This is a genomic window from Sphingobium sp. GW821-FHT02B05 (assembly GCF_059421905.1).
On sequence record NZ_JBWKVW010000001.1, the window covers coordinates 1,734,303 to 1,753,210 of the forward strand.

The 18,908-nt window shown below is 64.5% G+C and carries 18 protein-coding genes; 8 read left to right on the forward strand and 10 right to left on the reverse strand.

What is annotated here, in order from left to right; translation table 11 throughout:
• Window positions 1–2 precede the first annotated feature (2 nt).
• Window positions 3–980 (reverse strand): MlaA family lipoprotein, encoded by a 978-nt coding sequence (locus tag AC07UX_RS08690; RefSeq protein ID WP_495191503.1) that lies wholly within the window; start codon window positions 978–980, stop codon window positions 3–5.
• A 279-nt stretch (window positions 981–1,259) separates the two neighbouring features.
• On the opposite strand from AC07UX_RS08690, the gene AC07UX_RS08695 reads away from it, so the two are divergent.
• The 4 genes from AC07UX_RS08695 to AC07UX_RS08710 all read left to right on the forward strand — a co-directional run bounded on the left by AC07UX_RS08695 (window position 1,260) and on the right by AC07UX_RS08710 (window position 4,337).
• Window positions 1,260–1,904: a PepSY-associated TM helix domain-containing protein gene (locus tag AC07UX_RS08695; RefSeq protein ID WP_495191504.1), complete on the forward strand. Its 645-nt coding sequence runs from the start codon at window positions 1,260–1,262 to the stop codon at window positions 1,902–1,904.
• An 18-nt stretch (window positions 1,905–1,922) separates the two neighbouring features.
• The gene (locus AC07UX_RS08700) at window positions 1,923–2,453 is read left to right on the forward strand and encodes a DUF2271 domain-containing protein (RefSeq protein WP_495191505.1); all 531 of its coding nucleotides are present in this window, start codon (window positions 1,923–1,925) and stop codon (window positions 2,451–2,453) included.
• 13 nt (window positions 2,454–2,466) lie between these two features.
• Window positions 2,467–3,363, forward strand: a complete 897-nt coding sequence (locus AC07UX_RS08705; protein ID WP_495191506.1) for a DUF4198 domain-containing protein — start codon at window positions 2,467–2,469, stop codon at window positions 3,361–3,363.
• Window positions 3,364–3,473: 110 nt separating this feature from the next.
• Window positions 3,474–4,337: an FAD:protein FMN transferase gene (locus tag AC07UX_RS08710; RefSeq protein WP_495191840.1), complete on the forward strand. Its 864-nt coding sequence runs from the start codon at window positions 3,474–3,476 to the stop codon at window positions 4,335–4,337.
• 377 nt (window positions 4,338–4,714) lie between these two features.
• Here the strand turns inward: AC07UX_RS08710 and AC07UX_RS08715 are convergent, their stop codons facing one another.
• The 8 genes from AC07UX_RS08715 to AC07UX_RS08750 all read right to left on the reverse strand — a co-directional run bounded on the left by AC07UX_RS08715 (window position 4,715) and on the right by AC07UX_RS08750 (window position 13,582).
• Window positions 4,715–5,398: a Fe2+-dependent dioxygenase gene (locus AC07UX_RS08715; RefSeq protein WP_495191507.1), complete on the reverse strand. Its 684-nt coding sequence runs from the start codon at window positions 5,396–5,398 to the stop codon at window positions 4,715–4,717.
• Between the two features lie 16 nt (window positions 5,399–5,414).
• On the reverse strand, window positions 5,415–6,185 hold the full coding sequence (locus AC07UX_RS08720) for an energy transducer TonB (protein ID WP_495191508.1): 771 nt from the start codon (window positions 6,183–6,185) through the stop codon (window positions 5,415–5,417).
• Between the two features lie 112 nt (window positions 6,186–6,297).
• Window positions 6,298–8,742 (reverse strand): TonB-dependent receptor, encoded by a 2,445-nt coding sequence (locus tag AC07UX_RS08725; protein WP_495191509.1) that lies wholly within the window; start codon window positions 8,740–8,742, stop codon window positions 6,298–6,300.
• 60 nt (window positions 8,743–8,802) lie between these two features.
• The gene (locus tag AC07UX_RS08730; RefSeq protein WP_495191510.1) at window positions 8,803–9,099 is read right to left on the reverse strand and encodes a ribbon-helix-helix domain-containing protein; all 297 of its coding nucleotides are present in this window, start codon (window positions 9,097–9,099) and stop codon (window positions 8,803–8,805) included.
• Window positions 9,099–9,821 carry an acetoacetyl-CoA reductase gene (gene phbB / locus AC07UX_RS08735; RefSeq protein ID WP_495191511.1) on the reverse strand — a complete coding sequence of 241 codons (723 nt, stop codon included), beginning with the start codon at window positions 9,819–9,821 and terminating at the stop codon, window positions 9,099–9,101. Before phbB ends, AC07UX_RS08730 begins: the two co-directional genes overlap by 1 nt.
• A 25-nt stretch (window positions 9,822–9,846) precedes the next feature.
• Complete coding sequence (hemH, locus tag AC07UX_RS08740) at window positions 9,847–10,845, reverse strand: ferrochelatase (protein ID WP_495191512.1); 999 nt, start codon at window positions 10,843–10,845, stop codon at window positions 9,847–9,849.
• Window positions 10,842–13,109 carry a xanthine dehydrogenase family protein molybdopterin-binding subunit gene (locus AC07UX_RS08745; RefSeq protein ID WP_495191513.1) on the reverse strand — a complete coding sequence of 756 codons (2,268 nt, stop codon included), beginning with the start codon at window positions 13,107–13,109 and terminating at the stop codon, window positions 10,842–10,844. Before AC07UX_RS08745 ends, hemH begins: the two co-directional genes overlap by 4 nt.
• 38 nt (window positions 13,110–13,147) lie before the next feature.
• On the reverse strand, window positions 13,148–13,582 hold the full coding sequence (locus AC07UX_RS08750) for a CoA-binding protein (protein WP_495191514.1): 435 nt from the start codon (window positions 13,580–13,582) through the stop codon (window positions 13,148–13,150).
• An 86-nt stretch (window positions 13,583–13,668) separates the two neighbouring features.
• On the opposite strand from AC07UX_RS08750, the gene AC07UX_RS08755 reads away from it, so the two are divergent.
• Entirely contained in the window at window positions 13,669–14,127 is a 459-nt protein-coding gene (locus AC07UX_RS08755) for a GNAT family N-acetyltransferase (protein WP_495191841.1), read from the forward strand.
• Here AC07UX_RS08755 and AC07UX_RS08760 read toward each other — a convergent pair whose 3' ends face one another.
• Entirely contained in the window at window positions 14,128–15,108 is a 981-nt protein-coding gene (locus AC07UX_RS08760; protein ID WP_495191515.1) for an Mrp/NBP35 family ATP-binding protein, read from the reverse strand.
• Between the two features lie 74 nt (window positions 15,109–15,182).
• Here AC07UX_RS08760 and hflK point away from each other — a divergent pair, with 74 nt between their 5' ends.
• The 3 genes from hflK to AC07UX_RS08775 all read left to right on the forward strand — a co-directional run bounded on the left by hflK (window position 15,183) and on the right by AC07UX_RS08775 (window position 18,800).
• Entirely contained in the window at window positions 15,183–16,301 is a 1,119-nt protein-coding gene (hflK, locus tag AC07UX_RS08765; protein ID WP_495191516.1) for an FtsH protease activity modulator HflK, read from the forward strand.
• Window positions 16,301–17,149, forward strand: coding sequence for a protease modulator HflC (gene hflC, locus AC07UX_RS08770; protein WP_495191517.1), 849 nt, complete (start codon window positions 16,301–16,303; stop codon window positions 17,147–17,149). The genes hflK and hflC overlap by 1 nt, the downstream gene beginning before the upstream one ends.
• 136 nt (window positions 17,150–17,285) lie before the next feature.
• On the forward strand, window positions 17,286–18,800 hold the full coding sequence (locus AC07UX_RS08775; RefSeq protein ID WP_495191518.1) for a Do family serine endopeptidase: 1,515 nt from the start codon (window positions 17,286–17,288) through the stop codon (window positions 18,798–18,800).
• The last annotated feature ends 108 nt before the right edge of the window (window positions 18,801–18,908 follow it).

The window sequence follows — 18,908 nt, forward strand, 5'->3', positions numbered from 1 at the left end:
TATTACGATTGCGGCGGCGTATCTGTTGCCGGCTCGTCTTCTACATCGTCGCCATAGGTATCGGGCACCACCAGCTTGGGTGCGTCCTTCTTGCCCGGCGTGCGGATATCCTCGCCATAGATGGGCACGAATTTTTCGTCGGACACCCGTCCGTGCAGCGCCTCGATCTCCGCCTTGCGCTGGCGCAGATACATGGTCTTGTACACGGTATAGGGATCGTCTTCCTTGCGGATCGCCGTGATGGTTTCGTCGAACGCGGCGCGCTCGCCCAGCTGGTTCAGGATCGTCGAAGGGATGACATAGGTGGGTTTGTTGAACGGCTTGCCCACGGCAAAGGGCAGGATCATCTTGTCCACCGTGTCGCCGACAATGTCGCGCAGCGTCGTCGGCCCGACGATCGGCAGATACATGTACGGACCCGGCCCGATGCCATAGAAGCCCAGCGTGTTGGCCAGGCCATTGTTGCGATGGGGCAGGTTGAACGGCTTGCGCTTGGCGACATCGAACAGGCCGACAAAGCCCAGCGTCGAATTGACGCCGAACCGCCCTACCGTCTCGAATGCCTTGCCCGGCTTGAACTGGAGCAGATAGGCGGCGGCGACCACCGGGTCCTGCAAGTTGGAGAAGAAATTGCGCAGCCCCTTGCGCACCGGGCGCGGCAGGCCCTTATTATAGGCCTTGGCCACCGGCTCCACGACTGCCTTGTCGACCGACTGCACCGCTTCGAAACTCTTGGCGTTCAATTGCTCCAGCGGATCGCCCTTGGGCGCGCCCTTGTCGCCCGTGACGACAATATCCTGCGCGGCATCATCTTGCGGAGCGGGCGGCGTGGCGGCTGGCGATGGGGCAACCGCCGCCGGCACGGCCGGGGAAGCATCCTGTATCGCGGCAACATCCGCAGCCACAGCCAGTTGCGGTACAGCGCCTTGCGCCTGCGCCCCCATCATCATCATTCCCGCAGCAACGGCCGGCACCAACATAATATATTCCTAGCAGCGGCCCCGCGCTCTCCCCGCAACGCCCTTCAAAATCCATGACGTACCAGACATATTTAATCCGTGTTACATCAGGCATACAGCGCGGCTAGAGGTGGTGGGCCGCATCGTCAATAGCAAGGCCTGCCTGCCGATCCTCCCGCCGGGGCTGCTCGTCGCACCCTCTTACATTTTGATACAAGATTATCGGCGCGACTCGTTTGCAACTGCGAGTCGTTCGCGTTATGCGATGCATAGCCATTTCGCAGGACAGACTTTATTTCGATGCACGGAACCGCCCGCATCCACACGCCCAGGAAGAAGAGCGCCAAGGCCTTCTGGATGAAGCAGCTGCATACCTGGCACTGGGTCAGCTCGGCGATCAGCCTCATCGGCCTGTTGCTCTTCGCCTTTACCGGCATCACGCTCAACCACGCCGCAGACGTCGAAGCGTCGCCGCACACGATCGAAAAAAGCGCCACCCTGCCTGCCGACCTGCTGAAACAGGTGGCGGCCGACGATGCGCCCGATGCCAGGAAACCCTTGCCCGCGCCCGTCGCCGACTGGGTGGAAAAGTCCGTGGGCCAGTCAGGGCAAGGCGTCGCCGAATGGTCGGCCGATGAAATCTATCTCGCCTTGCCCCGCCCCGGCGGGGACGGCTGGGTGTCGATCGACCGGCATGACGGCAAGGTGGCCAGCGAAAGCACCAGCCGCGGCTGGATCAGCTATCTCAACGATCTGCACAAGGGCCGCAATGCCGGGTCGCCATGGAAATGGTTTATCGACATCTTCTCGATCGCCTGCTTCGTCTTCGCGCTGACCGGTCTCGTCCTGCTGCAACTGCACGCCAAGAAAAGACCAAGCACCTGGCCACTGGTCGCCGCCGGCCTCGCCATTCCGGCGATCCTTGCCATCATCTTCATCCATTAACGGGGGATTATTTCGCTTATGCAGATCAGCCATCGCCTGCTGCTGACCGGCACCGCCGCGCTGGGCGTGGCAGGGGCCGCCGCTCCTGCCACGGCCCAGACGATCAACGTCAGCGTCAATATTCCGCGCCTGTCGGTCGCAGAATATCATCGTCCCTATGTCGCCATCTGGGTCGAAAAAGAGGGCGCGGCACCCCGCAGCCTGGCGGTCTGGTATGATTATGACAAGGCCAAGGGCGAAGGCACCAAATGGCTGCGCGACATGCGCCAATGGTGGCGGGCATCGGGCCGTGCGCTGAATTTCCCGGTCGATGGCGTCAGCGGCGCAACCCGCGCGCCGGGCGACCAGAAGATCGCCTTTATCGCCGGCAAGGGGCCGCTCGGTACGCTCGCGCCCGGCAATTACACGCTGCTGGTCGAGGCCGCCCGCGAAGTGGGTGGCCGCGAAGTCGTCCGCCTGCCCTTCTCCTGGCCGCCAAAGCCAGGCGCAACGGTCCGCGCGGCGGGCAGCAGCGAATTGGGCGCCGTCGCCCTCAGCTTCGGAAAGTAACAGGGGAAAGACCATGAAGGCCAGATTTCTGATCGCGGGCGCGCTCGCCGCCCTTTCGCTCGCCACCACGGCGCAAGCCCATCGCCAGTGGATGATGCCGTCCTCCACCACCCTGTCCGGCACGGACAGCTGGGTCACCGTGGACGCGGCCGTCTCCAACGACCTCTTCTATTTCGAACATTTCCCGATGGGGACCGACAATATCGTCGTGACCGAACCGGACGGCGCGACGGGGAAAATCGAAAACGCCGCCAAGGGCCGCTATCGGTCGACCTTCGACGTCCATCTGACCAAGCCCGGCACATACCGCATCGCCAATGTGTCGACCGGCGTGATGGGCAGCTACACGCTGAACGGCAAGCAGGAACGCCTGCCGCGCGGCACGACCAAGGACAAGCTGGCCAGCGTCATTCCCGCCGGGGCGACCAATGTGCAGACCGCCGAAATGGCCAGCCGCAACGAGATTTTCGTGACTCTGGGCGCGCCCAGCACGACCATCTTCAAGCCCGCCGGCGTCGGCATCGAGCTGGTCCCGGTCACCCATCCCAACGATCTCGTGTCCGGCGAAGCGGCCACCTTCCAGTTTCTGCTGGACGGCAAGCCCGCTGCGGGCCTGAAGATCACGGTCATTCCCGGCGGCATCCGCTATCGCGACGCGCTGGGCCAGATCGACCTTGTCGCAGACAAGGAAGGCAAGGCGTCGATCACCTGGCCGCAGCCGGGCATGTATTGGCTGAACGCCACGATCGGTGGTGGTCGTGAGGGCGGCCCCGGCGGCGAAGGTGGACCCGGCGCTCCCGGCGCCAAGGCCGGCGAAGGCGCCCCGCCGCCGCCGCGCCCGCAGGCGCCGGCCGGCCCGCCGAAGCGCCGCGCATCCTACATCACCACGCTGGAAGTGCTGGCCCCCTGACACTGCCGGCGTCCCATGGCGTCCGCATCGCGATTGCGCCCGGCCTGTCGCCCGATCAGTTGGTCGGGCGACGACAGCCGGGCGCAATCATGTCCTATGGCGGCCCGACCATGGGCACCAGCTGGTCGGTCCAGATCGTGGCACCGCCCGCAGGCTGCGCCGTTGCGATCGAGACGGTCCTCGCCCGCATCATCGACCAGATGAGCCATTGGGAGGCGGACAGCGCGATCAGCCAGTTCAATCGCGCGCCGGTGGGCGAATGGATAAAGCTGCCCGCCGATATGCTGGACGTGCTGCGCGCCGGGCTGGACATGGCCCGGCTGTCGGACGGCGCCTTCGATCCCGCCATCGGCCGGCTCGTCGATCATTGGGGGTTCGGGCCGAACGCTTTAGCATCGCCCTATGCCATCGCCCGGCCCTGGACCCGAATCGAGGTCGAGCGCGGCCATGCCCGACGGCTGGCCGATGTGGCGCTCGATTTCTCAGGCATAGCCAAGGGTTTCGCCGTCGATGCCGTGGCGTATGCGCTGCGTGACATGGGCGTCACGAATTTCCTGATCGAAATTGGCGGCGAATTGCGCGGCGACGGCGTAAAGCCCGACCTTCAGCCCTGGTGGGTGGATGTCGAACCGCCCACCGACCTGCCCGTCCCCACCCTGCGCATCGCGCTGTGCGACATGGCCGTCGCCACCTCCGGCGACTATCGCCGCTTCCGCATGGCAGACGGCACCCGCCTCTCCCACAGCATCGATCCCGCAGCTGGCCAGCCGATCGAGGAAGGCGTCGCATCGGTGACGGTGCTGCACGATCAGGCGATGCTGGCCGACGCCTGGGCCACCGCCATCACCGTGATGGGGCCGAACCGCGGCATGCACCTCGCCACCCGTCATGGGCTGGCGGCGCGCCTGGTGATGCGCACGCGCGACGGTGGGCAGGAATATATGACGCCGGCAATGGCCGCGATGCTGGCGTGAAGACAAATAGGAAATGGCCCGCTTAACTTCGCACATTTCCCGCTGATTCAGACATTTCCTTACAAGAGTTGGACATTATATGTCGATCGCCGGTCGGCCGCAGCAATCCTTCCAGCCTGGATAGGCTGTTAGCGCAAACGGCGCGTGTAGGACAGAAATGGGTGGGTAGGAGACCGGCGGGTTTTAAGTGTACGCCCTGGATACCGTCATCCCAGCGAAAGCTGGGATCTCAGGCAGGCGCACATTGCGTCAACGGATAGCGCGAGACGGTTGGCCTCCTTCTACTACCGCCTGAGACCCCAGCCTTCGCTGGAGTGACGGCTATGGGACAGATCGGAAGGATCGCGATAGGTCCGCCTCTCGTCGCCGCCAACCCGTCAGGCGTCGGCCCAGCGGCGCAGCAGGTTGTGATAGACGCCGGTAAGGCGGATCACCTCGTCATGGTCCTGCCCCATGGCAGCAGCGACGCCCTGCACGCTGCGGTCGAGGTCGAACAGCATCTGCCGTGCGCCATCGTCGCGGACCATCGATTGCAGCCAGAAGAAGCTGGCCACCCGACGCCCGCGCGTCACCGGCTCGACCCGATGCAGCGAGGAGGACGGATAGAGGACCGCATGGCCCGCCGGCAGCTTCACCTGCTGCACGCCGAAATTGGTCTCGATCGTCAGTTCGCCGCCATCATAAGCGTCGGGCGCTTCCAGAAAGACGGTGATGGACAGGTCGGAGCGAACGCGAAAGCCCGTCCCGGCCTGGATCCGCACGGCATTGTCGACATGAACGCCGAAATTCTGACCCCCGGCATAGCTGTTGAACAAGGGCAGGAAAATCTTGAGCGGCAGAGCGGCGGCGATGAACAGGGGCGATTGGCCGAGCGCATCCAGCACCATCTGCCCGGCCCGTTTCGCGGCATCGCTTTCTTCGGGCAATTGCAGGTTGCGCTTGGCCAGCGCGGACTGGTGGCCGGAGGTGATGTTGCCATCCACCCAGTCGGCGGCATCGATCACGGAACGGATGGCGGCGACGCCGGCGGCGTCGATCAGGTCGGGTATGGCAATCAGCATGGGAAAGGCGTGTCCGTCAGGCGGCGTCGGTCCGCAGGATGAAGGGGATTTCGACCACGCCCTTGACCCGCACAGGCTGGCCGCTGCGCAGGATCGGCTTCCAGCGCCAGCCCTTCACCGCGTCGCGGGCGGCATTGTCGAGCCGGGAGGAGCCGCTGCTTTGCGCCACGCTGATGCTTTCGACCGCCCCGTCCAGCCCGACGATCAGGCTCAGCACCACCGTGCCCTGTTCATGTTTGCGACGGCTTTCGATCGGATAGCGCGGCGGCCTGCCCGCTACCATCTGCGCGCCGAGGTCGCCGCCCTGCACGATACTGGGCGGGGCCGGTGGCGCGACGGGGGCCGGCGGGCCGGCCACGGCCACCGTGACCGCGACGGGCATGGGGGTCGGCACCGGGGTCGGATCGGGAGTCGTCTGCACGGTCTGGACCGGCACGGGTGTTTGCACGATGGGCGGCGGCGCCACCACGGCCGGCTTGGTCGGCGGTGGTGGTGGCGTTTCGGCTGCCGGGGGCGGTGGTGGCGGGGTCAGGTTGACGACCGTCAGCTTCGTGGCTTCCGCCCGTTGCACATGGTTGCGGACCTGAATGAGCGCGCCGATCGCCAGCGCATGCAGGACAAGAATGGCCGCAATGGCAGGAAGATTGGGCCGCGACCGTGCGCCATAGCGAGCGGCGGCGGAAGGGCCTGTGTCGACAGGCGAACGGGACATGACGGGCGCGGGCGCGACCGCCTGCTCCGCAATGGCATCATAGTCGTCGATCGGCAGACTCGCGGCTTGCAGCATGACAGCGCCTCCCTTTCCGCGCCATAACGCGAAGCCTAATGCGAATCAATTGCGCTTTGGCAATATTCAGCAAAACTGGCCCCGGCCGCCAGCGGCCGGGGCCAGGCAAGGATCAGAACTGATAGTTCAGGCTGAACACCGCCGACCGGGTCGGCGCCGGCTGCGCCCAGCTGCCACCCACGGCGTTGCGCACGGTCGTCACATATTTCTCATTGGTGAAATTCTGGACGTTGACCTGCGCCTTCAGGTTCGGCGTGATCGGATAGTTCACCATCAGGCGATGGATGGTGTAGCTGGGCACATAATAAGGGACGTAGGTGCTGCCGCCGACCGCGCTCAACTGTGCCAGCGATGGCTGGTTCAGCAGGAAGCGGCCCTGATAGGTCAGGCCATAGCCCAGTTCCAGACCAAAGTCGAAACGGTAGGTGGTGAACAGGCTGCCCGAATGTTTGGGCGTGTTGGTCAGCGCATAGCCGGCCGTCGGGTCGAGGAAAGCGGCACTGTTGGCGCACGCACCTGCCGCAGGGTCCGTCGTGCCGGGATTATCCAGGCAATAGTCCGAAACGCCCTGTTTGATCTTCGATTTCAGATACATGTAGTTGGCCGAAATCGTCCAGTTGCTGGTGATGTTGCCCGATGCGCCGAAGGATATGCCTTCGACCCGCTGGCGACCATCGGTCGCCTGATCCGGCAGGGTCGGGTCGCCCGACACGACCTTGATCTGGTCACGATCGTTGCGGAAGGCAGCCAGCGTCAGCAGCAGCTTCTTGTCGAACAGGTCGGCCTTGGCACCGATCTCGTAGTTTTTCGTGGTTTCCGGCTTCACGAAGCAAGTGCCGCTGCCACCGGCCGCATTGGCCACGGTGCAGGTGCCGTCGACCGAGGCCTTGGACGGCAGCTTGCTGTTGCCATAGGCGACATAGAGGCTGGTGTCCGGCGTCGGCTTCACCACCGCGCCGACGCGATAGGAGAAGAGATTGTCGTTCGTGCGCGGGAAGCTGGTCGCCGTGGTCAACTGGCCCAGCGTCGGCGAACCGGCGGTGGCGTTGTAGGCGAAGCTGCGGCTCAGCCCCTTCACATTTTCATAGCGCACGCCGCCGTTGATTTCGAAGAAATCGCTGAACTTGAGCGTATCGAACAGATAGGCGGCATAGCTGGTCTGCTCGCCCAGCGCGCGGCTGGATCGGATGAAGTTGATCGGACCGTTATATTCGTTGTTGCCATAGCTATAGCCGGCCGGCCCCTGAACCACCTCACCGGGGTTCGCAATGTTGACCAGCGGGAAAGCGGGCGTGGACCCGTCGGCATTGCGGGGCAACGTACCCTGCTCCTGCCGATATTGTTCCCACAGCGCCGACGCGCCGAGGACCAGCGTATGCCCAACGCCACCGGTATCGAAATCGGCGCTCAGGTCGATCTGGTTATAGGCGGTCGTATTGTTGATGAAACGCTGAACGCCGCGGCCACCGGTGGGCAGATAATAGCCGGCGGGGACCGTCGCCGGGCAGGCGGCCGATATGCCGGTATTAACATCGGCGGGCTGGAAACCGGTCGAGAGGCAGAAGGTGCCGTTGGGCTGGCTGGTGATCGTATTCTGGCGAATATGTTCGTAGCGGGTCAGGTTGCGGATCTTGACCGCGTCGCTGAACTGATGGCTGAAGATCGCCTGGACCGAGCGGGTCGTGCTGTTCTGCTGATCCAGATTGGCAAAGCCATAATAGCCCGAACGATCGAATTCCTCAAGGAAGCCGCCCTCTCGCGGATAATAGCGCACGCCATATTGGGGCATCGCTTCATCATGCAGATATTCGCCCTGCACGGTCAGGCTGGTCGGGCCGTCGATGCCGATGGTGATGGCAGGGGCAAAGCCATAGCGCTCATAATCCTCGACATCGCGGCCGGGCACGTCATTCTTGTGATAGACGGCGTTCAGGCGCACGGCGATCAGATCGTTGACGCGCTGGTTGGCGTCGATCGTGGCGCGGTAATAATTGTCGGTGCCGATGCCGGCGTTGAGGATGGTCTGATCGTCGGCCAGCGGACGCTTGGTGACAAGGTTGATCGTACCGGCGACCGATCCGCCGCCGTTCATGACCGAGTTGGCGCCATTGGTGACTTCGACCTGCTCGATATTATAGACTTCGTTGCGATTGAGGAAGGCGCCCGAACGCACGCCGTCGATCGTCACGTCATTCTTGGCGTCCTGTCCACGCAGGATGATGCGGTCGCCATAGCCAAAGCCGCCCTCGCCCGCGCCAAAGGTGATGCCGGGCACGGTGGACAGCACGTCGCGCAGGGTGAGCAGATTTTGCTGCTGGATGGTTTCCTTGCCGATGACGGTGATGGTCTGCGGCGTGTCGAGAAGGGGCCGGGTATATTTGGGCGATTCCGCCTTCTCCACCTTGATCGTCGATTCATCGATCGCGCTGTCGGTGACGGTCATGCCGCCCAAGCGCGCAGCCTGCTCCCCGCCTTGTGCGCTTGCATTGGCTGCAAATGCCATGGCGCCAACACAACCGAGCGCCAGAAAGGACGTCATATTCCCGGACTTCAACATGTTTACAGGTCCCCTTTTTGTTGGGGACGCTGCTATTGCGAGTCCTTCTCAGAGTCAACGCTATTGCGACTGATTATTACCGATCTTGCAAGATTGTTGCAGGAAGAGCCAACTGCGAATGGCGCTGGCCAGATTGGGCGGATGCGGCACGGCGAGCCGCTCCGCATCAATGCAGGCGACGAGCGCGTTGACGGGCAATTGTTGCTGCGCAGCTTGGGCACGCAGCGCGTCCCAGAAGATGGGTTCCAGACTGATGGCGGTCTGGTGTCCCGCTATGGTCACGCTGCGCTTGACCGGCGGGGAGAAGGGCGACCCCTCCGGCCCATCGGGGCCTTGGTCAGGATCGCCCCCTGACATCAATACATATGCTGGCCGCCGTTGATCGACAGGGTGCTGCCGGTCACGAAGCCACCATCCTCACTGCACAGGAACGCGACGCCGCGCGCGATTTCATGCGCCTGCCCCAAACGGCCGACGGGGATTTTCGCCACGATCTTTTCCAGAACGGCAGGCGGCACCGCGGCCACCATGTCGGTGTCGATATAGCCGGGCGCGATCGCATTGACGGTGATGCCCGACCGGGCGCCTTCCTGCGCCAGCGCCTTGGTAAAGCCATGGATGCCCGATTTGGCGGCGGCATAGTTCACCTGGCCATATTGGCCGGCCTGGCCGTTGATCGAACCGATATTGACGATCCGGCCCCAGCCGCGTTCGCGCATGCCGCCGAACGTTGCCTTGGCCATGTTGAAGCAACCGCCAAGGTTGATGCGCATCACCTCGTTCCAGTCGTCGAAGCTCATCTTCGCCAGCACGCCGTCGCGAGTGATACCGGCATTGTTGACGACGATATCGACCGGGCCGAGCGCCTGCGTCACCTTCGCCACGCCGTCGAGGCAGGCCTGATGGTCGCCGACATCCCATTTGAAGGTGGCAATGCCGGTCTTTTCGGTGAAGGCCTTCGCCTTTTCCTCATTACCGGCATAATTGGCAGCGACGGTGTAGCCCAATTCCTTCAGTGCCAGGCTGATCGCCTCGCCGATGCCCCGCGTTCCGCCGGTCACGATCGCTACTCTCGACATCTGCTATCCTCTTCCTGCAACGGGGTCAGTCGATCCAACCCGAAAGCTCGCGGCTCATAAGCCTCTGGTAAAGGGTGATAGCTTCCGCCGATGCGTTTAGACAGGGCAAATAGGCAAAATTTTCGCCACCCTGGCGCAAAAAGACATCTTTCGCGCGCAAAGCGATTTCCTCTAGGGTTTCAAGGCAATCCGCCGCGAAGCCGGGCGTGACGACAGCAATATTCCGGACACCATCCTGTACCAATTTGGCGAGCGTCGCTTCGGTTTCCGGTTCGAGCCATTTGGCCCGGCCGAAGCGCGACTGGAAGCTCATATGGACAGGCAGGGACAAAGCCTCGCGCAACAATCTGACGGTCTTGACCGACTGGCAATGATAGGGATCGCCCAGATGCAAGGTGCGTTCCGGCATGCCGTGGAAACTGGCGAGCAGCGCATCCGGCACGAAATCGAGTGCGGCGACATGCCGGTCGATGGACGCCTTCAATGCCGCGATATAGGCCGGATCGTCATGATAGGGCGGCAGGGTGCGCACCGCCGGCTGCCAGCGCATCGCCGCCAATGCGGCAAAGGCGGCGTCATTGGCGGTCGCCGTGGTCGCGCCGCTATATTGCGGATAGAGCGGCGCGAGCAGGATGCGATCGCACCCCTGGGCCTTCATCGCGGCGAGCTTTTCAGCAATGGCGGGATTGCCATAGCGCATCGCCCAGTCGACGAGGACATGGGGCATCGCCTGCTGCAACGCCTGCGCGGTGGCGCGGGTGTAAACGGCCAGCGGCGAACCATCGGGCGTCCACACCTGTTGATAGGCATGGGCGGATTTTTTCGGGCGGGTGGTCAGGATCACGCCATGCAGGATCGGCTGCCAGACGAGTTTGGGAATTTCCACCACGCGCGGGTCGGACAGAAATTCCGCCAGATAGCGGCGCACCGATTTGGCGTCGGGCGCGTCCGGCGTGCCGAGGTTGATGAGCAGCACACCCACTTTGGGCGCAGGAATGGCGGGATGATCGGCAGGCAGGGTCATGCGGTTCCTACTAAAGGCAGTCTGCGCAGGCGCTGACCTGTCCATGTGTACAGGGCGTTCGCGATGGCGGGGGCGACCAGTGGCGCGGCAAGGTCGGTGACGCCAGCTGGGTCGGCGGTGCTGCGCATCAACTCCACCGTGACCTCTCCGATGTCCGCCAACCGTGGCAGGTTCATGCGACCCAGAATGGCGCGGGTTGGCATCCCCTTTTCATAAGGGACGGACGCACCCATGGCATAGGCCAGGCCATAGATCAGGCCGCTTTCGATCTGCTGCCGGGCGATGTCGGGATTGACCTGATCCCCGGCATCGACCGCCGCGACGATGCGATTGACGCTGAGCGCGTCGCCATTCATCGCCGCCTCCACCATGACGGCGGCATAAGCGCCATCCATCATGTGCGCGGAAAGCCCCTGCCCGCTGCCGGCTATCCCGCCCTGCCAGCCGCCCATCGACGCCGCGGTCGAAAGGCAATGGGCGAGACGCGGATTGCCGCCGAGCATCTGGATGCGGAAGGACATGGCCTCTATCCCTGCCAGATGCGCCAGTTCGTCGATGAAGCTTTCGGTAAAGAAAGTGCCATGCAGATGCGCGTTGCCGCGCATGAAGCCGAGTGGCAGCCCGACATCGGCCGGAAAATGATCCACCGCCCAATTTGGAATGGCATAAGGCGGCACCATGCCGGCCACCGCCAGCCGCGTGACCGTGTCCGCCGCATCGGCGGCCGCTTCATGCGGCAATTTGCGATCGGCGATCCGTGACCATGTCTGGGTCATGGCGCAGGGCGCAGCGACCTTGGCCGACCAGCCTTCGATCGCGCCGTTTCGGCCGAGCTTGGCGGCCATCCGGGCGTGGGCCGGGGCGCTGGGGCGATCCTGGATCACATCTTCCAGCCGCGACCAGAGCAATTGAACCGGCCGCTTCATCTCCTGCGCGAGGAGCGCCGCCTGCACACCGACATCCCAATCCATGGCGCGCCCGAAGGAGCCGCCGGCATGGAGCGGATAGACCGTCACCCCCCGTTCGGACAGGCCGAGCGCATCGGCGATCGCCGCACGGGCCAGGCCGGGCGCCTGCGTCGCCATCCAGATTTCGGCGCCATCCCCCGTCACGCGGGCGGTCGCGCAAGGCGGTTCGATCGACAGATGCAGGCCGGCATCGACCTGATATTCGCTGGCCAATATGGTCGCGCCATCGAACACCGGACCAAGGTCCCCCTGCGCGTAAAGGCGGCGACCGGCCGATCCTGCAAAGGCCGCTTCCAGCGCATCGTCCATGCTGCCGCTACTGACGGGCACCCCGCGCAAGGTGAAGACCGGGTCGGCCAGATCGAGTGCCCTGTTGGCCGCCCACCAGTTGCTGGCGATCGCCGCGACCCACCGTTCACGCCGGATCAGCCGCAGGAAGCCGGTGACCCCGCCCGCGCTGCGCTCATCCACGCCGGCCAACAGGGCGTCGCCGATCGGCCCCTGCCGGATCGAGGCATAGACCATGTCGGGCAGGCGGATGTCGGCGGCATAATTATGGCTGCCGTCAATCTTCGACGGGGTGTCTAGGCGCGGCAGATCCTGCCCCGACAGGCGCCCGTCCTGCCCCTGCCGATAGGGCAATATGTCGGGCAGGTCGAATCGGGCGGCGTCAGCGACGATATCGCCGATCTTAATGCGATGGGCCGCGCCATCGGTGATGATGCCATCGAGTATGTCGCAGCTTTCCCACGGGATGGCCCAGCGCGCCGCAGCCGCCTTGCACAACAGGACACGCGCTGCCGCACCGGCATCGCGATAGGCGTCGCGGAACATGGGGATGGAGGTGCCGCCGCCGGTCAGCATCAGCGCGCCGCGCGTCGCATATTGATTGAGCGCCCAGTCGCCCGCCCCGCCCAGCAGGCGCGTCCAGTCGCTCGCCAGCCATTCGCGCGCCAGCAGCCTGTTGGCGTAGAGCGGGCTGACCGGCGCACTCTGCACCGCGACCGTGCGCCAGTCAGCGCCCAGCTCGTCCGCCAATATCTGCGGCAGGACGGTCGTGACGCCCTGCCCCATTTCGGTCTGCGGCACGACGACGATGATCTGCCCCGATGCGTCGATCTTCAGGAAGGCGTTGAGGATCGTTTCGGTCGCGCCGGCATTGAGATTGGGCGCGTAGCTGCGCGGCCAGACGCCCCAGGCGATCATCAGGCCCGCCGCCGCGCCGCCGCCCACCAGCAGGGTGCGGCGATCAATGCCTGTTTTGGTGCCGGATTGCTTCCGCGGGGTGCGCGCCATGCCTGCCTGATAGAGGCGCAGGCGCGTGCTGCCTAGCGCTAATCCGCAGCGATCGGCGCGATGCCGAAGCGCGGAATGTCGATCGCCGGACAGCGGTCCATCACTACCTGCAATCCCGCCGCCTCGGCGCGTGCGGCGGCGGCTTCGTTGACGACGCCCAACTGCATCCACACCGCCTTGGCTCCGACCGCGATGGCATCGTCCACCGCCTCGCCCGCCGCCTCGCTGCGGCGGAAGATATCGACCAGGTCGACAGGCACGCCGATGTCGGACAGGCGCCCCCAGACGAATTCGCCATGGACATGCTCGCCGGCGATCTGCGGGTTGACCGGCAGGACGCGATAGCCATGGTCCTGAAGAAATTTCATCACGCCATAGCTTGGGCGATCCGGGCGATCGGAAATGCCGACCAGCGCGATGGTGCGGGTGCGGTCGAGCAAGGCGGCGATATCCTGCGGGGCGGTGAGAGGCATGAGAGTCTCCTTTTGCGATGACATGGGAAGGACGTCGCTGCATGCAAGACGTTCCCTTCGCGACACCACGGGGTTAGTCTGTGCCCATGTTTGCCATCCGCCCCGACGACCTGACCGATCCGCAGACCCGCGCGCTGCTGGCGCTGCATCTGTCTGGCATGCAGGATCATTCGCCGTCCGACGCCGTGTTCGCGCTGGACCTGTCTGGCCTGCAAGCGCCCGATATCAGGCTATGGTCGGCCTGGGACGGCGATGCGATTGCAGGCGTGGGCGCGCTGCGGCTGCTCGATGCCGAGCACGGCGAGATCAAGTCGATGCGGACCCACCCGGACTTTCTGCGACAGGGCGTGGGCACGGCGTTGCTGCTTCATGTCATCGACACGGCGCGGGCGAACGGCCTCAAACATATGAGCCTGGAGACGGGACGCGGCACCGCCTTCGGCCCGGCGCTTGCCCTCTATCGCCGCCATGGCTTCGTCGATGGCGGGCCGTTCGGCGACTATCGGGTGAACGGCTTCAGCCAGTTCCTGCACCTGCGCCTTTAATCAGGCCGCCTTCAGCCAGTCCGCCACCTTCTGCGCGATGGCGCGGAAAGCGTCGGCATATAGGCCCTCGCCCGCCGCCGGGGGATCGCCCGCGTCGGACTGGCGGCGAATGTCGATGGCCAGCGGAATGCGGCCGAGGAAGGGCATGGACAGGTCGCCCGCCGCGCTTTCCGCACCGCCCTGCCCGAAGGGATCGGAGATTTCGCCGCAATGGGGGCAGGCATAGCCAGCCATATTTTCGACCAGACCGACCATCGGCACGCCAGCCTGCACAAACAGACTTACCGCGCGGGTCGCGTCGATCAGCGCCAGATCCTGCGGCGTGGACACGATCACCGCGCCGGCAGGCTTGTGCTTCTGCACCATGGTCAACTGGATATCGCCGGTGCCGGGCGGCATGTCGACCACCAGCAGTTCAGCCTCGCCCCATTCCGCGTCGATCAGTTGCGTGAGCGCATTGCCGACCATCGGCCCGCGCCACGCCAGCGCCTTGCCCGGCTCCACCAGATGCGCCATCGACAGCATCGGGATGCCGATCGGACCGGTGACGGGCACCAGCTTCTTGTCGCGCGCGACCGGCTTTTGGTCCTCGCTCCCCATCAGCTTGGCCTGCGACGGGCCATAGATGTCGGCATCGACCAGCCCCACCTTGATCCCCAGTCGGTGGAGCGCGACGGCCAGATTGGCCGACAGGGTCGATTTGCCCACCCCGCCCTTGCCCGACGCGACCGCCAATATCCGCAACGGCTTGCGCTCTTGCGCGGGCTTGCGCTCAGCCGTCATGGCGATGCGGACATCGGCCACGCCCGCCACGGTCATCCCCCCTTCGCGGATCGCGGCGGCCAGCCCGTCGCGCTGCTCCGGCGACAGGCCGCCTACGTCCAGGGCCAGGGTCATCACCCCGTCCTTCAGGCGCGGCGCACTGGCGCGGCCATCGGTGAGAGCGGTCAGACGGGCGGTGAAATCGGCAAGATCGGTCATGACGAAGCCCTGTAGGAAATAATCGCAGCCATTTGCACTGTTTTTCGGACAAGAGCCTTCCTATAGAAGACAGTATGAGAAGAATATTCGGGTGGATGCCCGCGATCGCAGCGATGGTCCAAGGCCCCTGGGGCGGCAAGAATGACGGCCCGGGCGGGGACGGGCAGAAAGGCGGCGACGGCGGCCCACGCAATCCGTGGACGCAGCCGGGCAAGCCGTCCGGCGGCCAGAAAGGCCCGTCCGCGATCGAAGAATTGCTGCGTCGTGGTCGCGAAAGCTTTGGCCAGGGCGGCGGCAATGGCAGTGGTGGCGGCCTGCCGCCCCGCGCGGCCGGCCGGGCCTTGTGGCCAGTCGCGGTCGGCCTGGTGGTCATCTTGTGGCTGGTCCTGACCAGTTTTCACCGCGTCGGGCCCCAGGAACGTGGCGTCGTCACCTTCCTCGGCAAATATAGCCGCACCCTCACGCCGGGCATAAGCCTGACCCTGCCCGCTCCGTTCGAGGCGGTGACGACGGTCGATGTGGAAGAAATCCGCACCATCGACATCGGATCGGCCAGCGCCGAAAGCGAAAATCTGGTGCTGACCGGTGACCAGAATATCATAGACCTTGCCTATTCGGTGCGCTGGAACATCCGTAACCCCGAGCTCTATCTGTTCCAGCTGTCGGAACCTGACGCCAGCGTGCGCGAAGTCGCCGAAAGCGCCATGCGTTCGGTGCTCGCCAGCGTCAGCCTTGACGATGCGCTGGGTGCGGGTCGCACCGCGATCGAGCAGCAGGTCGAACTGCGCATGCAGGAGATACTGGACGGCTACAAGTCGGGCATCCGCATCCAGGGCGTCGCGATCAAGCAGGCCGACCCGCCGACCGCCGTGAACGATGCGTTCAAGGCCGTGTCCGCCGCGCAGCAGACCGCGCAGACCTACCTCAACGAAGCGCGCGCCGCCGCCCAGCAGGTGACCGCCAAGGCGCAGGGTGAAGCCGCAGCCTTCGACAAGGTCTATGAACAATATAAGCTGTCGCCCGACGTGACCCGTCGTCGCATGTATTATGAAACCATGGAGAGCGTGCTGTCGAACGTCGACAAGACCATCGTGGAGGGCAATAATGTGACGCCCTATCTGCCCCTGCCCGAAATCAAGCGTCGCGCGCAGGCCGCCCCCGCCACCGATGCCACCAGCACGGGAGGCCAGTAATGCCCGCCATCCTGCGTCATCCCGTCGCCCTTGCGCTGATCCTGCTGGCGCTGTTGATCCTGATCGGCAGCACCGTGGCGATCGTGCCCGAAACCAAACAGGGTGTGATCGTCCGCTTCGGCGATCCCAAGGAAATCATCAATCGCTACCGCCCCAATGAAAGCTTCGGCCAGACGGGCGCCGGCATCATCCTGCGCGCGCCGTTCGTCGATCAGATCGTGTGGATCGACAAGCGCGTGCTGTCGGTCGAAATGGAGCGCCAGCAGGTGCTGTCCACCGATCAGCTGCGCCTTCAGGTCGATGCCTTCGCCCGCTATCGCATCATCGATCCGCTGCGCATGTATATTGCAGCCGGCAGCGAGGACCGCGTGTCCGACGCGCTGCGCCCGATCCTGGGCTCCGCGCTGCGCAACGAACTGGGCAAGCGGCCCTTCGCCGCGCTGCTCAGCCCCGAACGCGGGCAGGTGATGCAGAATATCGAGGCCGGCCTGGACCGGGTCGCGCGCCAATATGGCGCGGAGATCGTGGACGTACGCATCAAGCGCGCCGATTTGCCCGACGGCACGCCGCTGGAAAGCGCCTTCACCCGCATGCGCACCGCGCGCGAGCAGGAAGCGCTGACCATCCGTGCGCAGGGCGCCAAGCAGGCGCAGATCATCCGCGCCGAAGCCGACGCGAACGCCGCGCGCATCTATGCCGAAAGCTTTGGGAAAGACCCGTCCTTCTACGATTTCTATCGCGGGATGCAGAGCTATCGCTATACTTTCGCGCCCGACCGTCCGGGTCAGACCAACATCATCCTGTCGCCGGACAATGAGTTCCTGCGGCAATTTCAGGGACGACGTTAATCTTTCGTCATGATCCCGCCCGGATCATTACGGAACCAGCGTCATTCAATGAGGGTTAAGGCAAAGCGGAGCATCTGAGGGCTTCCTAAAAGTCCCGCCTTCCTTACCCCTGAAGCTTTGAAGAGGACCGTCACGAGTGCGTTACGCTTATGCCATTACCGGCGCCCTGCTGCTCGGCGGCACCGCCATCGCGGTTACCACCAGTTCCAATGTCGGCGCGCAGACCGCGCAGAACGAAGGCCTGACGGCCGCAGCGCCTGCGGGCGCGCCCGCGAGCCTGGCCGACATGGTCGAAAAGCTGCAACCGGCCGTGGTCAATATTTCGACCAAGCAGCGCGTGAAGGTGCAGAACCCGTTTGCCGGCACTCCGTTCGGCGACCTGTTCGGCCAGGGCCAGGGCGGCGGCCAGCCCCAGACGCGCCAGGCCCAGTCGCTGGGTTCGGGCTTCCTGATTTCGGCCGACGGCTATATCGTCACCAACAACCATGTGGTGTCCGCCGGTGCAGAAGGCGCCAGCGTCGATTCGATCACGGTTACCATGACCGACAAGCAGGAATTTCCCGCCAAGCTGATCGGCCGCGACCCCGCCACCGACCTGGCGGTGCTGAAGATCGAATCGCCCAAGCCCCTGCCCTTCGTGAAGTTCGGCGACAGCACCAAGGCGCGCGTGGGCGACTGGGTCGTGGCGATCGGCAACCCCTTCGCCCTGTCGGGCACGGTGACGGCGGGGATCATTTCCGCGCTGCATCGCAATACCGGCGGCACGTCGGGCTACGACAAGTTCATCCAGACCGATGCGTCGATCAACCAGGGCAACAGCGGTGGCCCGATGTTCGACATGCGCGGCAACGTGATCGGCATCAACAGCCAGATCCTGTCGCCTTCGGGCGGCAATGTCGGCATCGGCTTTGCCATTCCGTCGGAACAGGCCGCCCCGATCGTCGCCACCTTGCAAAAGGGTCAGACGATCAAGCGCGGCTATCTGGGCGTACAAATCAGCCCGCTGGGCGAAGATCTGGCGGATTCGCTGGGTCTGGCCAAGAATCGCGGTGAATTCGTCCAGGGCGTCGAGCCGGGCAAGGGCGCCGAGAAGGCCGGGATCAAGGCTGGCGACGTGATCGTCAGCGTGGCCGGTCAGGAAGTGACGGCGGACCAGAATCTGTCCTCCATCGTCGCCAATCAGGACATTGGCGCGCGCGTGCCGATCGTCCTCATTCGCAACGGCCAGCGCCAGACCGTGACCGCGATCGTGGGCGAGCGCCCGTCGGAAGACGAGCTCAACAATTTCGCGCAACCGCAGGGCGATGAAGATTTCAGCCAGCAGGAGCAGAATCCGGGTCAGGCGACGCAACAGGCGCTGGGTATTTCGGCGATCCCGCTGACGCCCGGCATCATCCGCCAGCTGGGCATCGCCGCCGATACCAAGGGCGTCGTCATCACCGCCGTCGATGGATCCACCGATGCGGGCGCCAAGGGCCTGCGTCGCGGCGACGTCATCATCAGCGCGAATAATCGCCCTGTAGCCACTCAGGCGGAACTGGACGCTCAGGCCAAGGCGGTTTCGGCGCAGGGCCGCAACGCCATCCTGTTGCAGGTGCTGCGTCGCGGCCAGCCGGCCATCTTCCTGCCGGTGCGCCTGCGCGACAAATAAGCGGCTCTTGCCGACGGCGTCCGGCTCGCTAGAGTTGGGATAGCCAATTCAGACCCGTTCGGGCCGTATCTGTCGACAGACGTTCGACAGGTGCGGGGCGAGCGGGTC

Coding starts and splice junctions, on each gene's coding strand:
- AC07UX_RS08690 (WP_495191503.1), bottom strand. CDS start 980: ATGTTGGTGCCGGCCGTTGCTGCGGGAATGATGATGATGGGGGCGCAG.
- AC07UX_RS08695 (WP_495191504.1), top strand. CDS start 1,260: ATGCACGGAACCGCCCGCATCCACACGCCCAGGAAGAAGAGCGCCAAG.
- AC07UX_RS08700 (WP_495191505.1), top strand. CDS start 1,923: ATGCAGATCAGCCATCGCCTGCTGCTGACCGGCACCGCCGCGCTGGGC.
- AC07UX_RS08705 (WP_495191506.1), top strand. CDS start 2,467: ATGAAGGCCAGATTTCTGATCGCGGGCGCGCTCGCCGCCCTTTCGCTC.
- AC07UX_RS08710 (WP_495191840.1), top strand. CDS start 3,474: ATGGGCACCAGCTGGTCGGTCCAGATCGTGGCACCGCCCGCAGGCTGC.
- AC07UX_RS08715 (WP_495191507.1), bottom strand. CDS start 5,398: ATGCTGATTGCCATACCCGACCTGATCGACGCCGCCGGCGTCGCCGCC.
- AC07UX_RS08720 (WP_495191508.1), bottom strand. CDS start 6,185: ATGCTGCAAGCCGCGAGTCTGCCGATCGACGACTATGATGCCATTGCG.
- AC07UX_RS08725 (WP_495191509.1), bottom strand. CDS start 8,742: ATGTTGAAGTCCGGGAATATGACGTCCTTTCTGGCGCTCGGTTGTGTT.
- AC07UX_RS08730 (WP_495191510.1), bottom strand. CDS start 9,099: ATGTCAGGGGGCGATCCTGACCAAGGCCCCGATGGGCCGGAGGGGTCG.
- phbB (WP_495191511.1), bottom strand. CDS start 9,821: ATGTCGAGAGTAGCGATCGTGACCGGCGGAACGCGGGGCATCGGCGAG.
- hemH (WP_495191512.1), bottom strand. CDS start 10,845: ATGACCCTGCCTGCCGATCATCCCGCCATTCCTGCGCCCAAAGTGGGT.
- AC07UX_RS08745 (WP_495191513.1), bottom strand. CDS start 13,109: ATGGCGCGCACCCCGCGGAAGCAATCCGGCACCAAAACAGGCATTGAT.
- AC07UX_RS08750 (WP_495191514.1), bottom strand. CDS start 13,582: ATGCCTCTCACCGCCCCGCAGGATATCGCCGCCTTGCTCGACCGCACC.
- AC07UX_RS08755 (WP_495191841.1), top strand. CDS start 13,669: ATGTTTGCCATCCGCCCCGACGACCTGACCGATCCGCAGACCCGCGCG.
- AC07UX_RS08760 (WP_495191515.1), bottom strand. CDS start 15,108: ATGACCGATCTTGCCGATTTCACCGCCCGTCTGACCGCTCTCACCGAT.
- hflK (WP_495191516.1), top strand. CDS start 15,183: ATGAGAAGAATATTCGGGTGGATGCCCGCGATCGCAGCGATGGTCCAA.
- hflC (WP_495191517.1), top strand. CDS start 16,301: ATGCCCGCCATCCTGCGTCATCCCGTCGCCCTTGCGCTGATCCTGCTG.